The organism is Paraburkholderia sp. BR14374 (assembly GCF_040948685.1).
Classification (GTDB): domain Bacteria; phylum Pseudomonadota; class Gammaproteobacteria; order Burkholderiales; family Burkholderiaceae; genus Paraburkholderia; species Paraburkholderia youngii.
This window is the reverse complement of record NZ_JBFPKF010000002.1, coordinates 149,056-163,763: the sequence shown is the minus strand read 5'-3', so window position 1 is coordinate 163,763 and position 14,708 is coordinate 149,056. Positions and strand designations below refer to the sequence as shown.

At 64.4% G+C, this 14,708-nt stretch carries 16 protein-coding genes; 13 read left to right on the top strand and 3 right to left on the bottom strand.

The window, feature by feature from the left end; all coding sequences use genetic code 11:
- Positions 1 to 74: 74 nt before the first annotated feature.
- The 5 genes from fabZ to AB3X86_RS04680 all read left to right on the top strand — a co-directional run bounded on the left by fabZ (position 75) and on the right by AB3X86_RS04680 (position 4,238).
- Positions 75 to 539: a 3-hydroxyacyl-ACP dehydratase FabZ gene (gene fabZ, locus AB3X86_RS04700; protein ID WP_176108294.1), complete on the top strand. Its 465-nt coding sequence runs from the start codon at positions 75 to 77 to the stop codon at positions 537 to 539.
- Between the two features lie 97 nt (positions 540 to 636).
- Positions 637 to 1,425, top strand: a complete 789-nt coding sequence (gene lpxA, locus AB3X86_RS04695) for an acyl-ACP--UDP-N-acetylglucosamine O-acyltransferase (RefSeq protein WP_176108295.1) — start codon at positions 637 to 639, stop codon at positions 1,423 to 1,425.
- 3 nt (positions 1,426 to 1,428) lie between these two features.
- Positions 1,429 to 2,598, top strand: coding sequence for a lipid-A-disaccharide synthase (gene lpxB, locus AB3X86_RS04690; protein ID WP_368595103.1), 1,170 nt, complete (start codon positions 1,429 to 1,431; stop codon positions 2,596 to 2,598).
- Positions 2,595 to 3,344, top strand: a complete 750-nt coding sequence (gene rnhB, locus AB3X86_RS04685; protein WP_368595102.1) for a ribonuclease HII — start codon at positions 2,595 to 2,597, stop codon at positions 3,342 to 3,344. Before lpxB ends, rnhB begins: the two co-directional genes overlap by 4 nt.
- Before the next feature lie 105 nt (positions 3,345 to 3,449).
- Entirely contained in the window at positions 3,450 to 4,238 is a 789-nt protein-coding gene (locus tag AB3X86_RS04680) for a TrmH family RNA methyltransferase (protein WP_368595101.1), read from the top strand.
- 57 nt (positions 4,239 to 4,295) lie between these two features.
- Here the strand turns inward: AB3X86_RS04680 and AB3X86_RS04675 are convergent, their stop codons facing one another.
- Positions 4,296 to 5,111 carry a pyruvate, water dikinase regulatory protein gene (locus AB3X86_RS04675; protein ID WP_013089690.1) on the bottom strand — a complete coding sequence of 272 codons (816 nt, stop codon included), beginning with the start codon at positions 5,109 to 5,111 and terminating at the stop codon, positions 4,296 to 4,298.
- A 495-nt stretch (positions 5,112 to 5,606) separates the two neighbouring features.
- On the opposite strand from AB3X86_RS04675, the gene ppsA reads away from it, so the two are divergent.
- From ppsA to AB3X86_RS04660, 3 genes are all read left to right on the top strand, one after another.
- Positions 5,607 to 8,009: a phosphoenolpyruvate synthase gene (gene ppsA / locus AB3X86_RS04670; RefSeq protein WP_176108300.1), complete on the top strand. Its 2,403-nt coding sequence runs from the start codon at positions 5,607 to 5,609 to the stop codon at positions 8,007 to 8,009.
- Positions 8,010 to 8,126: 117 nt separating this feature from the next.
- Positions 8,127 to 8,582 carry an NfeD family protein gene (locus AB3X86_RS04665; protein WP_368595100.1) on the top strand — a complete coding sequence of 152 codons (456 nt, stop codon included), beginning with the start codon at positions 8,127 to 8,129 and terminating at the stop codon, positions 8,580 to 8,582.
- Positions 8,583 to 8,729: 147 nt separating this feature from the next.
- Positions 8,730 to 9,677: an SPFH domain-containing protein gene (locus AB3X86_RS04660; protein WP_368595099.1), complete on the top strand. Its 948-nt coding sequence runs from the start codon at positions 8,730 to 8,732 to the stop codon at positions 9,675 to 9,677.
- 103 nt (positions 9,678 to 9,780) lie between these two features.
- Here AB3X86_RS04660 and smpB read toward each other — a convergent pair whose 3' ends face one another.
- Entirely contained in the window at positions 9,781 to 10,227 is a 447-nt protein-coding gene (gene smpB, locus AB3X86_RS04655) for an SsrA-binding protein SmpB (RefSeq protein ID WP_013089686.1), read from the bottom strand.
- Positions 10,228 to 10,327: 100 nt separating this feature from the next.
- Here smpB and AB3X86_RS04650 point away from each other — a divergent pair, with 100 nt between their 5' ends.
- On the top strand, positions 10,328 to 10,765 hold the full coding sequence (locus AB3X86_RS04650) for a type II toxin-antitoxin system RatA family toxin (RefSeq protein ID WP_013089685.1): 438 nt from the start codon (positions 10,328 to 10,330) through the stop codon (positions 10,763 to 10,765).
- Entirely contained in the window at positions 10,762 to 11,094 is a 333-nt protein-coding gene (locus tag AB3X86_RS04645; protein ID WP_368595098.1) for an RnfH family protein, read from the top strand. The genes AB3X86_RS04650 and AB3X86_RS04645 overlap by 4 nt, the downstream gene beginning before the upstream one ends.
- A 69-nt stretch (positions 11,095 to 11,163) precedes the next feature.
- On the opposite strand, the gene AB3X86_RS04640 is transcribed toward AB3X86_RS04645, so the two are convergent.
- Positions 11,164 to 12,150, bottom strand: coding sequence for a DMT family transporter (locus AB3X86_RS04640; protein WP_368595097.1), 987 nt, complete (start codon positions 12,148 to 12,150; stop codon positions 11,164 to 11,166).
- Positions 12,151 to 12,248: 98 nt separating this feature from the next.
- On the opposite strand from AB3X86_RS04640, the gene AB3X86_RS04635 reads away from it, so the two are divergent.
- Genes AB3X86_RS04635 through AB3X86_RS04625 form a run of 3 tightly spaced genes read left to right on the top strand, consistent with a single transcriptional unit; the run spans position 12,249 to position 14,633 of the window.
- On the top strand, positions 12,249 to 12,395 hold the full coding sequence (locus AB3X86_RS04635; RefSeq protein WP_184228378.1) for a hypothetical protein: 147 nt from the start codon (positions 12,249 to 12,251) through the stop codon (positions 12,393 to 12,395).
- 51 nt (positions 12,396 to 12,446) lie between these two features.
- Positions 12,447 to 13,907: an IMP dehydrogenase gene (gene guaB, locus AB3X86_RS04630; RefSeq protein ID WP_176368962.1), complete on the top strand. Its 1,461-nt coding sequence runs from the start codon at positions 12,447 to 12,449 to the stop codon at positions 13,905 to 13,907.
- A 6-nt stretch (positions 13,908 to 13,913) separates the two neighbouring features.
- Positions 13,914 to 14,633, top strand: coding sequence for a hypothetical protein (locus tag AB3X86_RS04625; RefSeq protein WP_368595096.1), 720 nt, complete (start codon positions 13,914 to 13,916; stop codon positions 14,631 to 14,633).
- The last annotated feature ends 75 nt before the right edge of the window (positions 14,634 to 14,708 follow it).

The window sequence follows — 14,708 nt, the reverse complement described above, 5'->3', positions numbered from 1 at the left end:
CGCGCGCGTTTTCAACCCACCTGCACCAGCATCCGCAGTCATCATCGCGCATTCAATGCGTGAGCAGAAACACCATGAGCACCGAAAAAATCAATCTCGACATTCATAAGATTCTCACGCTGCTGCCGCATCGTTATCCGTTCCTGCTGGTCGACCGGGTGCTCGAACTCGAACCGCACAAGAGCATCAAAGCGTTGAAGAACGTGTCGATCAATGAGCCGTATTTCCAGGGACATTTCCCGACGCGGCCGGTGATGCCAGGCGTGCTGATCCTCGAAGCGCTCGCGCAGACCGCGGCGCTGCTGACGTTCTCGGAAGAGCCGAGCGATCCGTCGAACACGCTGTACCTGTTCGTCGGCATCGACAACGCGCGCTTCAAGCGCGTGGTGGAACCGGGCGATCAGCTGATCCTGAACTGCACGTTCGAGCGTCACATGCGCGGCATCTGGAAGTTCAAGGCGCGCGCCGAAGTGGATGGCGTCGTCGCGGCGGAAGCCGATCTGATGTGCGCAGTGCGCCACACGGACAAAGACGCGTGAAGCTGGCGTCCGGGCAGGTCGCAGCGTGGCACGGCAGGTGCGCGGCCCCGGCGGCAAGGCCATCCACACAACGCAACAGAATCAGAAGCGAGGACGCATGAGCAGGATCCATCCCACCGCGATCATCGAAGCGGGAGCGCAGCTCGACGAATCCGTCGAAGTCGGGCCCTATGCGGTGATCGGCGCACACGTGACGATCGGTGCGCGCAGCACGGTCGGCTCGCACAGCGTGATCGAAGGCTATACCACGATTGGCGAAGACAACCGCATCGGCCATTACGCATCGGTCGGCGGCCGTCCGCAAGACATGAAGTACCGGGACGAGCCGACCAGGCTCGTGATCGGCAACCGCAACACGATCCGCGAATTCACGACGATCCACACCGGCACGGTGCAGGATGCGGGCGTCACCACGCTCGGCGACGACAACTGGATCATGGCCTACGTGCACATCGGTCACGACTGCCACGTGGGCAGCAACGTGATCCTGTCGAGCAACGCGCAAATGGCCGGCCATGTGACGATCGGCGACCACGCGATCATCGGCGGCATGTCCGGCGTGCATCAGTTCGTGCGCATCGGCGCGCATGCGATGCTCGGCGGGGCGTCGGCGCTCGTGCAGGACGTGCCGCCCTATGTGATCGCCGCGGGCAACAAGGCCGAGCCGCACGGCATCAACGTCGAGGGGCTGCGCCGCCGCGGTTTCTCGGCTGACGCGATCTCGGTGCTGCGCTCCGCATATCGCGTGCTGTACAAGAACGGCCTGTCGCTCGAAGAAGCGAAGGTGCAATTGAAGGAACTCGGTTCGGCCGGCGGTGACGGCGACGCCCCGGTGCAGACGCTGCTCGCGTTCGTCGAAGCGTCGCAGCGCGGCATCATCCGCTAACCGATGACGTTGCAACCCAGTTCGCCGCGCATCGCGATGGTGGCCGGCGAGCCGTCCGGCGACCTGCTCGCCGCGTCGCTGCTCGACGGTCTCGCCAGCCGGCTGCCGGCCGCCACGCAGTACTACGGCATCGGCGGTCCGCGCATGATCGCCACCGGCTTCGACGCCCACTGGCCGATGGAAAAGCTGACGGTGCGCGGCTATGTCGAAGCACTGCGGCACATCCCCGAAATCCTCGGTATCCGCAACGAGCTCAAGCGTCAGCTGCTTGCCGAGCCGCCGTCCGTGTTCGTCGGCGTCGACGCGCCCGACTTCAACTTCGGGCTCGAGCATGCGCTGCGCGACGCCGGCATTCCGACCGTGCACTTCGTTTGCCCGTCCATCTGGGCGTGGCGTGGCGGGCGCATCAAGAAGATCGCCAAGGCGGTCGACCACATGCTGTGCGTGTTCCCGTTCGAAACCGCGCTGCTCGAAAAGGCGGGCGTCGCGGCGTCGTACGTCGGGCATCCGCTGGCCGATCAGATCCCGCTCGAACCCGACACGCTCGGCGCGCGCCGCGCGCTCGGTCTGGCGGAAGGCGGGCCGGTGATCGCGGTGCTGCCGGGCAGCCGGCGCTCCGAGATCGACCTGATCGGCCCGACGTTCTTCGCGGCGATGGAGATGATGCAGCACCAGGAGCCCAGCGTGCGCTTCGTGATGCCGGCGGCGACGCCCGCGTTGCGCGCGCTCCTGCAGCCGCTCGTCGATGCGCACCCGGGCCTCGCGCTGACCATCATCGACGGCCAGTCGCAACTCGCGATGACCGCCGCCGACGCGATTCTCGTGAAGAGCGGCACCGTCACGCTGGAAGCCGCGCTGTTGAAAAAGCCGATGGTGATTTCGTACAAGGTGCCCTGGCTGACCGGTCAGATCATGCGCCGCCAGGGCTATCTGCCGTACGTCGGCCTGCCGAACATCCTGGCCGGGCGTTTCGTGGTGCCGGAGATCCTGCAGCACTTCGCGACGCCGCAGGCGCTCGCCGAGGCGACGCTGAAACAGTTGCGCGACGAAGCGAACCGGCGCACGCTGAAGGAAATCTTCACGGAGATGCACCACGTGCTCAAGCAGAACACCGCGCAGCGCGCGGCCGAAGTCGTGGCGAGCGTCGTCGAGCAACGGGCGGGGCGGCCATGACCCCCCCGCGCGCGCCTCGCCGCAAGACCGCGGCCGCCGTTCGGGTGGTCGCGCAAGCCGGCCTGAACTTCGAGAGCGCCGACGACATCGTCTGCGGCGTCGACGAAGCAGGGCGCGGACCGCTGGCCGGACCGGTCGTCGCGGCGGCGGTGATTTTCGATCCCACCAAACCGATGATCCGCGGCCTCGACGATTCGAAGGCGCTCACCGCACTCAAGCGTGAAGCGCTGTACGACAAGATCGTCGATCGCGCGCTCGCGTATTGCATCGCATCGGCGACGGTCGAGGAAATCGATTCGCTCAACATCCTGCACGCCACCATGCTCGCGATGAAGCGCGCGGTCGAGGGCCTGTCGGTCGTGCCGACGCTCGTGAAGGTCGACGGCAACCGTTGCCCGACGCTCAGCATCCGTAGCGAGGCGGTGATCGGCGGCGACGCGCTCGTGAAGAGCATTTCGGCGGCGTCGATTCTCGCGAAGGTCGCGCGCGACCGCATGCTGCTCGAACTGCACGAGGTGTATCCCGTGTATGGCTTCGACGCGCATGCCGGCTACGGCACGCCGCAGCATCTCGCGGCGCTGCGCGATCATGGGCCGTGCGAGCATCATCGGCGCTCGTTCGCGCCGGTGCGCGAAGCGCACCTGCGGTTCGGCACAGGTGTGCCGTTGCCATCGGCGGATGCCGTCATCGTGGCCGACGCGCTGCTGCTCGACGACGATGCATTCGGCGAGGCCGGGCTCGCGTGATCGACCCCATCAGCGCGGCTCGAACGCGGTTCGCGCTCGAGCGCCGCTGATTTGCCACTGATTCGTCGCTGCTCCCATTTCCATTTCTCACCGCCTTCGCTGCCTGTGAAAGCCATCACCTCGCGGGACAATCCGCTCTACAAGCGCCTGAAGGCACTGGCCGGCTCGACGCATCAACAGCGCCGCAGCGGCCACGCGCTGCTCGAGGGCTTCCATCTCGCGAGCGCGTATCTCGACGTCGCCGGTCAGCCCGAGCTCTGCGTCGTCACCGATGGCGCGCTGCGTCACGACGAAGCGCAGGCGATCGTTTCGCGCATCGACGAGCATCGGCTCGTGACGCTGCCAGATGCGTTATTCGGACAGTTGTCGAATGTCGTGCATGGCGTCGGGATTCTGCTGCTCGTCGAGAAGCTGGATGCGCCGCTGCCCGAGCGCGTCGAGCAAAACTGTCTGGTGCTCGACGGTGTGCAGGACCCGGGCAACGTCGGCTCGATTCTGCGCAGTGCGGCGGCCGCGGGTATCGAGCACGTGTTCTGCGCGCCGGGCACCGCGTACGCGTGGTCGTCGAAGGTGCTGCGCTCCGGCATGGGCGCGCACTTCCTGTTGCAGATTCATGAGGATGTCGACGCGAGTGCGTTGATCGAACGTCTCGCGGTCCCGATCGTCATCACCGATTCGCACGGCGCCGAAGCGATTTATGACTGCGACCTGAGCAGGCCGCTTGCGTGGGTGTTCGGCAACGAAGGGGCGGGCGTGTCGCAGGTGTGGCGCGATGCCGTGTCGTTGCGGGTGACGATTCCGCAGCCTGGCGGCATGGAATCGCTGAACGTGGCGGCCGCGGCGGCCGTCTGCGTGTTCGAGCAGTGCCGGCAGCAGCGCGGCCGTAAAAAGTAGACGTCAGTGGCGTTGCGCGGGCGCTGGCCGGCAACGCTACGCCTGCTCGGCGGTCGCTCAATACGACGGCCGATCCAGCTTGATCTCCTGCAGGATCGTCGTCGCGATCTCCTCGATCGACTTGTGCGTCGACGACAGCCACTTGATCCCCTCGCGCCGCATCATCGCTTCCGCTTCGTTGATCTCATAGCGGCAGTTTTCCAGCGCCGCGTACTTGCTGCCCGGCCGCCGCTCGTTGCGGATCTCCGACAGGCGCTGCGGATCGATCGACAACCCGAACATCTTCTGCCGATGCTCGAGCAGCGGCGTGGGCAGCTTGCCGCGTTCGAAATCTTCTGGAATCAGCGGATAGTTCGCCGCTTTCACGCCGTACTGCATCGCCAGATAAAGGCTCGTCGGCGTCTTGCCGCTGCGCGACACGCCGACGAGGATCACGTCCGCGTCCGCGAGATTGCGGTTCGATTGACCGTCGTCGTGCGCGAGCGAGAAATTGATGGCCTCGATCCGGTTCTTGTACTCCTCGGTGTCCGCGTTCTGGTGGCCGCGGCCCATCGCGTGACTCGACTTCAGCTCCAGCTCCTGCTCGAGCGGCTCGACGAAGGTCTGGAACATGTCGAGCACGAGTGCGTTCGAATCCTTCACGATCTGATTCGACGAGCTGTCGACAAGCGTGGTGAACACGATCGGACGACGGCCGTCCTGCACGACCGCTTCGTTGATCTTTTCGAGCGTTGCGTAGGCCTTCTCGGTCGAGTCGACGAATGGCACGCGGACCAGGCGGAATTTCTGGTCGAACTGGGAGAGGATCGAATGCGCGAAGGTTTCGGCAGTGATCCCGGTACCGTCTGAGACGATGAATACGGTGGGCGGCATCAGTGGGGCTGTGAACGTGAAAGGCAAATGAGCCAGCAAAGCGCGGCGCTGGAACGCGCTTGGATCAAACCGCGCAGCGGCGCGCGGCCGGCCTCGCAAAAGCCGGCTGGCTGGGCCGGGGCGCGATTCGAGACGCAATTCTCGACCGACTGCCACATTTGGGGAGTCGGCACGGTAGAATAGCGGCAACCTGTTGGATAAGCAATTGCAGGCGATTGGTCGCTAAATTGCCGCGAACGGTCGTTCAACCTCACGTCATCTGGCGTAGATATGCGTTGAACGTAAGAGATCGTGCGGTAAGTGCGTTGATTGGCGTTCTTCGCCGCCGCCGTCTCGGTCACGCCGGGGGCCGGCGTCTCCATGCAACGCATCTCTGCCTTAACGGCGATTGCTTATCTAACAGGTTGTGCAAGACACGGGTCGAGCTTCCAATGGGCTGCCCGTGTTCAAGCCCACTTGCACAGTCGTGAATTTCTTTCACACTTAGGGGCTTGTATGACTAACGCAGTTACCGGCGCAAAGGACAAGGCGTATGTAGTTCCGTTCGAGCAGTTGCGGATGACCGACGTGGAAATCGTCGGCGGCAAGAACGCGTCGCTGGGCGAGATGATCAGCCAGCTCGCGGAAGCCGGTGTGCGCGTGCCGACCGGTTTCGCGACCACCGCGCTCGCGTTCCGTGACTTCCTGCAGCACAACAACCTGACCGAACGCATCGCCAAACGTCTCGAGACGCTCGACGTCGACGACGTGAAGGCGCTCGCCGAAGCGGGCAAGGAGATCCGTCAATGGATCGTCGACGCGCCGCTGCAGCCGCAGCTCGAGGCTGACATTCGCGCGGGGTTCGACACGCTGCAAAAGAGCTCGCCGGAAGAGCTGTCGTTTGCCGTGCGTTCGTCCGCGACCGCGGAAGACCTGCCCGACGCATCGTTCGCCGGTCAGCAGGAAAGCTATCTGAACGTGGTCGGCATCGACGACGTGCTCGATCGCATGAAGCACGTGTTCGCGTCGCTGTACAACGACCGCGCTATCTCCTATCGCGTCCACAAGGGCTTTACGCATGCTGAGGTCGCGTTGTCGGCGGGCGTGCAGCGCATGGTGCGCTCGGACGTCGGCGCCGCCGGCGTGATGTTCACGCTGGATACCGAATCGGGCTTCAAGGACGCCGTCTTCATCACGTCGAGCTATGGCCTCGGCGAGACCGTCGTGCAGGGCGCGGTGAATCCGGACGAGTTCTACGTCTTCAAGACCACGCTCGCGCAGGGCAAGTACCCGATCATCCGCCGCTCGATCGGCTCGAAGCTGATCAAGATGGAGTTCACGAAGCCGGGCGAGCCGGGCCGCGTGAAGACCGTCGACGTCGCGCACGAGCAGCGCAACCGTTTCTCGATCACCGACGAAGACGTGATCGAACTCGCGAAGTACGCGGTCATCATCGAAAAGCACTACCAGCGTCCGATGGACATCGAGTGGGGCAAGGACGGCCGCGACGGCAAGATCTTCATCCTGCAGGCGCGTCCGGAAACGGTGAAGAGCCAGGGCGGCGGCAAGGCCGAGCAGCGCTTCAAGCTGAAGGGCCAGTCGAACGTGCTGGCAACGGGCCGTGCGATCGGTCAGAAGATCGGCGCGGGTCCGGTGCGCGTGATCCACGATCCGTCGGAGATGGACCGCGTGCAGCCGGGCGACGTGCTCGTCGCCGACATGACCGACCCGAACTGGGAGCCGGTCATGAAGCGTGCGTCGGCGATCGTCACGAACCGGGGCGGGCGCACCTGCCACGCGGCGATCATCGCGCGTGAGCTGGGCGTGCCGGCGGTGGTCGGCTGCGGCGACGCGACCGACGTGCTGAAGGACGGCGCGCTCGTCACCGTGTCGTGCGCGGAAGGCGACGAAGGCAAGATCTACGACGGCCTGCTCGAAACGGAAGTCACCGAAGTGCAGCGCGGTGAACTGCCGCCGATTCCGGTGAAGATCATGATGAACGTCGGCAATCCGCAGCTCGCGTTCGACTTCTCGCAACTGCCGAACGCAGGCGTGGGTCTCGCGCGTCTCGAGTTCATCATCAACAACAACATCGGCGTGCACCCGAAGGCGATCCTCGAGTACCCGAACGTCGATCAGGACCTGAAGAAGGCGGTCGAAAGCGTCGCTCGCGGTCACGCGTCGCCGCGCGCGTTCTACGTCGACAAGCTGACCGAAGGCATCGCGACGATCGCGGCGGCGTTCTATCCGAAGCCCGTCATCGTGCGTATGTCGGACTTCAAGTCGAACGAGTACAAGAAGCTGATCGGCGGTTCGCGCTACGAGCCGGACGAGGAAAACCCGATGCTGGGCTTCCGCGGCGCATCGCGCTATATCGCCGAAGACTTCGCCGAGGCGTTCCAGATGGAATGCGTCGCGCTGAAGAAGGTGCGTGAAGAGATGGGCCTCGACAACGTCGAGATCATGGTGCCGTTCGTGCGTACGCTGAAGCAGGCGGAGCGCGTTGTCGGGCTGCTCGCAAAGTTCGGCCTGAAGCGCGGCGAGAAGGGCCTGCGCCTGATCATGATGTGCGAAGTGCCGTCGAACGCGATCCTCGCCGAAGAGTTCCTGCAGTACTTCGACGGTTTCTCGATCGGCTCGAACGACCTGACGCAACTCACGCTCGGCCTCGACCGCGACTCGGGCATGGAACTGCTCGCCGTCGATTTCGACGAGCGCGATCCGGCGGTCAAGTTCATGTTGAAGCGCGCAATCGAAACCTGTCTGCGTCTGGACAAGTACGTCGGTATCTGCGGTCAGGGTCCTTCGGATCACCCGGACTTCGCGCAGTGGCTGACGGACGAAGGCATCAAGTCGATCTCGCTGAACCCCGACACGATCATCGATACGTGGCAGCAGCTGGCAAAGGCAAAGGCGTAACTCGCGAGGTATCGAATGCCGCTTCGCAGGCGGCATTAAGCACGCGTTAAACGCACGTCCGCTTCGTGCTATAAACACCCCGGTAGATCCGGGGTGTTTTGCTTTGTGGAGGTCGACGTGGCGCCTGGTGGACTGTTCTGGTGGATCGGGGCGGGTGTGCTTGTCGTGCTGGAGCTGATGAGCGGCACCTTCTATCTGTTGATGATCGCGTTCGGCTTCGTCGCGGCCGCGCTTGCGCGCATTGCCGGCGCCGGGCCCGATCTGCAGTTCGTGGTGGCGGCGCTGGTCGCGCTTGCGGCGGTCGTGGCGCTCAGACGCTCGCGCTTTGCCCGTCGCAGGCGCGAGCAGGCGTCGCGCAATCCCGATGTCAATCTGGACATCGGGCAGACGTTGAACGTGCCGGCCTGGCGGGGCCGCAAAGCACGCGCGACCTATCGTGGCGCCGCATGGGACGTCGAGCTGGCCGCGGGCGAGCCTGAAGACGCACAGGTCTACGAGATCAGGGAGTTGCGCGGTAGTTGTCTGGTCGTCGTCGCGAGCCGGCAGCCGAAGGCGCGCGCGAGCGCGACCTGACGATCTGAACCCGAGTGTTGGGTGCGGTGTTCGCCACACGCGCTCATCGATGTCCCTTCACAAAGTGAAGCACCAGAGCCTAATCTGAACACGCAGGCCCGACCAACCTGCGCACAACAATTCGAAGCAGAAGCGGAGGGTAGCGATATGGATTCAACCATCGTCGGGGCAGTGCTGCTGATCGTCGTGATCGTACTCGCGTCGCAGACCATCAAGATCGTGCCGCAGCAGCATGCGTGGGTGCTCGAGCGCCTCGGTCGCTATCACGCGACGCTGACGCCGGGTCTGAGCTTCGCGTTTCCGTTCGTCGATCGGGTCGCGTACAAGCACGTGCTGAAGGAAATTCCGCTCGAAGTGCCGAGTCAGGTCTGTATCACGCGCGACAACACGCAACTGCAGGTCGACGGTGTGCTGTATTTCCAGGTCACCGATCCGATGAAGGCATCGTACGGATCGAGCAACTTCGTGTTCGCGATCACGCAGTTGTCGCAGACCACGCTGCGCTCGGTCATCGGCAAGCTGGAGCTCGACCGGACTTTCGAGGAGCGCGATTTCATCAATCACAGCATCGTGTCCGCGCTCGACGAGGCGGCCTCGAACTGGGGCGTAAAAGTGCTGCGCTACGAGATCAAGGATTTGACGCCGCCGAAGGAAATCCTTCACGCGATGCAGGCGCAGATCACTGCCGAGCGCGAGAAGCGCGCGCTGATCGCGGCCTCGGAAGGGCGCAAGCAGGAGCAGATCAATATCGCGTCGGGCGGCCGCGAGGCGGCGATCCAGAGGTCCGAAGGCGAGCGGCAGGCGGCGATCAACCAGGCGCAGGGCCAGGCCGCGGCGATTCTGGCGGTGGCCGAGGCGAACGCGCAGGCGATCCAGAAGATCGCCGCGGCGATCCAACTGAACGGCGGCATGGACGCGGTCAATCTGAAGGTGGCCGAACAGTACGTGAACGCGTTTTCGAACCTCGCGAAGCAGGGCACGACACTGATCGTGCCGGGCGACATGTCGAACATGAGTTCGATGATCGCGTCTGCGCTGACGATCGTGAACAAGGGCAGGGCGGCAGCGGAGCCGCCGCGAAGCGACCTGCGCTGACGAATTGAGCAATCGGCGCGCAATGAGCGCGTGACAAAAAGCAATTGGCCCGCACATCGATGTGCGGGCCAATTTTTCTGCGTGAGCCGCAAACGAATCGCGCTTACGTCGGCGAGCGCATCAAACGCGCCTTCTCGCGCTCCCAGTCGCGCTTCTTCTCGGTCTCGCGCTTGTCGTGCATCTTCTTGCCCTTCGCGAGACCGATCTCGCATTTGACGCGACCGTTCTTGTAGTGAAAGTTCAGCGGCACGAGCGTGTAGCCGCGCTGCTCGACCTTGCCGATCAGCTTGCTGATTTCCTCGCTATGCAGCAGCAGCTTGCGCGTGCGCACCGGATCGGGATGGATGTGCGTCGACGCTTCGGGCAGCGGGCTGATGTGCGTGCCGATCAGAAACAACTCGCCGTTGCGGATCACCACGTAGCCTTCCTTGATCTGGCCGCGCCCTGCGCGCAACGCCTTGACCTCCCATCCTTCGAGCACGAGGCCGGCCTCATAGCGTTCCTCGACCGAATAGTCGTAGAAGGCTTTTCTGTTGTCGATGATGCTCATGAATGGAAAGTGCCCAACTCGTTTAAAATTACGATTTTAGCAAAGCGGGACAAGGAAAGCCCGCCGCGCTCATCCACCCTTGCCACGCGCTGTTCAATTTATGGCAGATGTCCAGAAAACCGTGTTGATTCGCCATTCGGCGGAACAGATGTTCGACCTCGTCACCGACGTCGACGATTACCCCAACTTCCTGCCATGGTGCGGCGGCATCGAAATTCGTCACCGGGACGACACCAGCATGGAGGCGCGAATCGATATCAACTTCAAGGGCATCAAGCAGCATTTCGCCACGCGCAACTCGATGGAGCGCCCCACGCGCATCGACATGGAATTCGCCGACGGTCCGTTTCGCAAGTTCACCGGTTTCTGGCGCTTCACGCCGCTGCGCGCGGATGCGTGCAAGATCGAATTCGCGCTGCACTACGAGTTCACCAGCATCCTGCTCGAGAAGATCATCGGGCCGGTGTTCAATCACATCGCCAATACCTTCGTCGAATCTTTCGTGAAGCGCGCCAATCAGCGCTATGGTCAGGCATGAGCGCGCGGCTAACGGTTGTGGTCTGCTATGCGCTCGCCGGCGAGCAGGCGTTGATTGCGGTCGAGTTGCCCGCGGGCGCGACGCTGGAGCAGGCGATCGACGCAAGCGGGATTCTGCGGCGTTTTCCGTCGATCGATCTGAACACGCAGAAGGTCGGCGTGTTCGGCAAGCTCAAGCCGCTCGATACGGTGCTGGCCGACCATGATCGCGTCGAGATTTACCGGCCTTTATTGGTCGATCCGAAGGTGTCGCGCCAACGGCGCGTCGAAAAGACACGCAAGGCTGGGTCGATCGAGGGGCGGCGCTGGTTGAACAAGGATTCGCGCTAGGCGGCGCGCGTCGGCGGGGCGGTGAATTTTTTCACCCGCTGCCCGTGTCACATCATCACGTCACATCACTCAAGGCGCCGCCGTTTGCGCCTTCTCGTCCATGCCCTCGATGCGCGCCGTACCCGACGAATCGTCGTCCGAATGTCGGCGCACCGACCACCAGACCCCCGCCACCAGCAGCAGGATCGCCGCGAGTTCGAGCGGGCGCGGCAGGCGCTCGTCGTAAATGAACGCGTAGAGCAGCGCGAATAGCGTCTCGAACACGATCATCTGGCCGGACAGCGTCAGCGGCAGCCGTTTTGCCGCGGCATTCCAGAGCCCGTTGCCGAGCCACGACGCGCCGATCGCGAGCACCAGGTTGAGCAGCCAGAACGTGTGCCAGCGGGCATCGGCAAGCTGGCCCTGCGGGCCGCCGGCCGGCAGCACCGCGACCACCAGCCACAACGCGCCGCCGAGCGCGCCCGTCACGACGCCCCACAGCACCGACCACTCGTTGCCGCTGAAATGCGTTTGACGCTGCAGGTAGCGGGCGTTTTCAACCGCGAACCAGCTCCAGCAAAGGAGCGCACCCACCGCGCAGGCGACGCCGAGCAAGCGCGTCGCGATGCTCACCGGCGCCGCACCGGCCACCGTAAACACGTCGATATTGATGCACACGATGCCCGCCATCACGGTCGCGAGCGGCCATGCGAGGCGCGCGAGCGGCACGGCGCCGTGATCGCGCCGGCCCATCAACGTGACCGTGACCGGCAGCACGCCGACGATCAGCGAGGCCGGCGCGATCCCGATCAGGTGCACGGCGGCCGTCAGCAGCAGGTAATAGACGATGTTGCCGGCCAGCGCGAGCTTGACGAGCGCGATCAGGTCCTCGCGGCTCAGCCGTTTGGCGAGCGAGCGCGCGATCGGCAGGGCCGCGGCGAGCGACACGACGCCGTACATCGAATAGCGGCCGGCGACGAGCAGCAGAGGGGAGAAGTCGGGCAGCACCCGCGGCACCAGAAACACCATGCCCCACAAGGCTCCGGCCATGACACCATATATGACACCGCGCTGCATCGACTGCCCCTGCTGGATAAACTGGAATGGGCGGCAGAATAGCGGGTTCGCGGACGGGGCGTCTTGTTCGATCCTGCATTCGCGTCGCTCGATCGCCGATGGCCGCCGGCCAAGGCTCCAGCGTTTGCCTGCGAACGCGCAAACGAAACCCGATCGAACCCGACGCGAAAAGCGAAGCGAAATCGGCGCGTGCGGGAGCGGTAAAAAATCGTCTGAAATTCGCTAAGCTGCTGTTCGCGCAGTGAAAACCGGGGTGGTATCGCGTATAATTCGCTTTTGCGCCTATAGGATTTGCCATGCGTCTGATCCAAACAGCACTCACGTTCGATGACGTGCTCCTCGTCCCGGCCTTCTCCGATGTTCTGCCGCGCGACACCAGCCTCAAGACCCGGCTGACCCGCAACATCTCCCTGAACATGCCGCTCGTGTCCGCCGCGATGGACACGGTCACCGAAGCACGTCTGGCAATCGCCATGGCGCAAATGGGCGGCGTCGGCATCATCCACAAGAACCTCACGCCGGCCGAGCAGGCGCGTGAAGTCGCCAAGGTCAAGCGTTTCGAATCGGGCGTCGTGCGCGACCCGATCACCGTGCCGCCGCAAATGAAAGTGCGCGACGTGATCGCGCTGTCGCGCCAGCATGGCATTTCGGGCTTTCCGGTCGTCGAGGGTGCGCAGCTCGTCGGTATCGTGACAAACCGCGACCTGCGCTTCGAAGAGCGTCTGGACGAGCCGGTGCGCAACATCATGACGCCGCGCGAACGCCTCGTCACCGTCAAGGAAGGCACGCCGCTCGCCGAAGCGAAGGCGCTGATGCACAGCCACCGCCTCGAGCGCGTGCTGGTCGTCAACGACTCGTTCGAGCTGCGCGGCCTGATGACCGTCAAGGACATCACCAAGCAGACCGAACATCCGGACGCGTGCAAGGACGAGCACGGCAAGCTGCGCGCGGGCGCGGCGGTCGGCGTCGGCGCGGACAACGAAGAGCGCGTCGAACTGCTCGTGCAGGCCGGTGTCGACGTGATCGTCGTCGATACCGCGCATGGCCACAGCAAGGGCGTGCTCGAGCGCGTCAAGTGGGTCAAGCAGAACTTCCCGCACGTCGAGGTGATCGGCGGCAACATCGCGACCGCCGCGGCTGCCAAGGCGCTCGTCGAATACGGCGCGGACGGCGTCAAGGTCGGTATCGGCCCGGGCTCGATCTGCACGACGCGAATCGTCGCCGGCGTCGGCGTGCCGCAGGTCACCGCGATCTCCAACGTGTCCGAAGCGCTGAACGGCACCGGCGTGCCGGTCATCGCCGACGGCGGCGTGCGCTTCTCGGGCGACGTCAGCAAGGCGCTCGCGGCGGGCGCGAGCGCGGTCATGATGGGCAGCATGTTCGCCGGCACCGAAGAGTCGCCAGGCGAAGTGTTCCTGTTCCAGGGCCGCCAGTACAAGTCGTACCGCGGCATGGGCTCGGTCGGCGCGATGAAGGACGGCGCCGCGGACCGCTACTTCCAGGACAACTCAGCGAACATCGACAAGCTGGTGCCGGAAGGCATCGAAGGCCGCGTCGCGTACAAGGGTTCGGTCAACGCGATCCTGTTCCAGCTGATCGGCGGAGTGCGGGCGAGCATGGGCTACTGCGGTTGCCGCACCATCGCCGAAATGAACGAGAAGGCCGAGTTCGTGCAAATCACCGGCGCGGGCCTGCGCGAGTCGCATGTGCATGACGTGCAAATCACCAAGGAAGCGCCCAACTACCACGTGGACTAAACGCCGATGAAGCCACTGCTGCGCGTTGTACTGATCCTCGATGCGTTGGTGCTGCTGGCGTTCGGCCTGCTGTTCGTGCTGACGCCGTGGACCTCGCTGTACGACGCGCTGCAACTGGTGCCAACGGAGCCGATGCTGGTCGGCCAGGCGTTCGGCGTCGCGCTGATCGGGCTCGCATGGCTCGCGCTGCATGCGTCGTTCGACGGGGCGCTGACTTCGACGGTCGCGAAGGTGGTCGGTCATGTGCACTGGCTGATCGGCGTGCTGATGCTGGTCTGGCTGCTGGGGCTGCATACGCCGTCGCTGACTGGCTTCGGGCAGATGGTGGCGGTGCTGGCCGGTGTCGCGCTGGTGGTGATCGGCCTTGGCGGCGTGCGACTGTCGGGTGTGGTGCGGCGGCGCGAGAAGGGGGGCGTGGTCAAGTCCTCGTCGAGCAAGGCCGACAGCCGGGCTGATCAGCGTGCCGCGAAAGAAGCCGAAAAGGATGCCGTACAGAAGCGCGAGCCACGTGCCTCAGCGGGCTTTCCGATCTATCAGGCGGAGCCGGTGCCAGAGCCCGTCGTGCCGGTCACGCGACCCGTCAATCCGGCTGGCGCGGCTCCCGTTGCCACTGCCGCGCCGCTTGGTCCGGCTGCAAGCGAGCCTGGCCTGAGCGAATCCGAACGCGCCGCGCGCGACACCAGCAACGACGTGCCCGGCGCACCGCGCCCGCCGTTTCATGGCTGAAGCGCCGCGCGCCAGGCCGTTTGCCGAAGCTACCCGGTTTCGTTCGCGCGCATCGCAGGCGGCAAGTTCCGCCAT

Excerpts from the sequence above, each read along its gene's own strand:
- AB3X86_RS04635 (WP_184228378.1), top strand. The coding sequence starts at position 12,249 with ATGGCCGCCGGCCAAGGCTCCAGCGTTTGCCTGCGAACGCGCAAACGA.
- AB3X86_RS04660 (WP_368595099.1), top strand. The coding sequence starts at position 8,730 with ATGGATTCAACCATCGTCGGGGCAGTGCTGCTGATCGTCGTGATCGTA.
- ppsA (WP_176108300.1), top strand. The coding sequence starts at position 5,607 with ATGACTAACGCAGTTACCGGCGCAAAGGACAAGGCGTATGTAGTTCCG.
- smpB (WP_013089686.1), bottom strand. The coding sequence starts at position 10,227 with ATGAGCATCATCGACAACAGAAAAGCCTTCTACGACTATTCGGTCGAG.
- AB3X86_RS04625 (WP_368595096.1), top strand. The coding sequence starts at position 13,914 with ATGAAGCCACTGCTGCGCGTTGTACTGATCCTCGATGCGTTGGTGCTG.
- AB3X86_RS04675 (WP_013089690.1), bottom strand. The coding sequence starts at position 5,111 with ATGCCGCCCACCGTATTCATCGTCTCAGACGGTACCGGGATCACTGCC.
- AB3X86_RS04645 (WP_368595098.1), top strand. The coding sequence starts at position 10,762 with ATGAGCGCGCGGCTAACGGTTGTGGTCTGCTATGCGCTCGCCGGCGAG.
- AB3X86_RS04650 (WP_013089685.1), top strand. The coding sequence starts at position 10,328 with ATGGCAGATGTCCAGAAAACCGTGTTGATTCGCCATTCGGCGGAACAG.
- fabZ (WP_176108294.1), top strand. The coding sequence starts at position 75 with ATGAGCACCGAAAAAATCAATCTCGACATTCATAAGATTCTCACGCTG.
- AB3X86_RS04640 (WP_368595097.1), bottom strand. The coding sequence starts at position 12,150 with ATGCAGCGCGGTGTCATATATGGTGTCATGGCCGGAGCCTTGTGGGGC.
- lpxA (WP_176108295.1), top strand. The coding sequence starts at position 637 with ATGAGCAGGATCCATCCCACCGCGATCATCGAAGCGGGAGCGCAGCTC.
- lpxB (WP_368595103.1), top strand. The coding sequence starts at position 1,429 with ATGACGTTGCAACCCAGTTCGCCGCGCATCGCGATGGTGGCCGGCGAG.
- rnhB (WP_368595102.1), top strand. The coding sequence starts at position 2,595 with ATGACCCCCCCGCGCGCGCCTCGCCGCAAGACCGCGGCCGCCGTTCGG.
- guaB (WP_176368962.1), top strand. The coding sequence starts at position 12,447 with ATGCGTCTGATCCAAACAGCACTCACGTTCGATGACGTGCTCCTCGTC.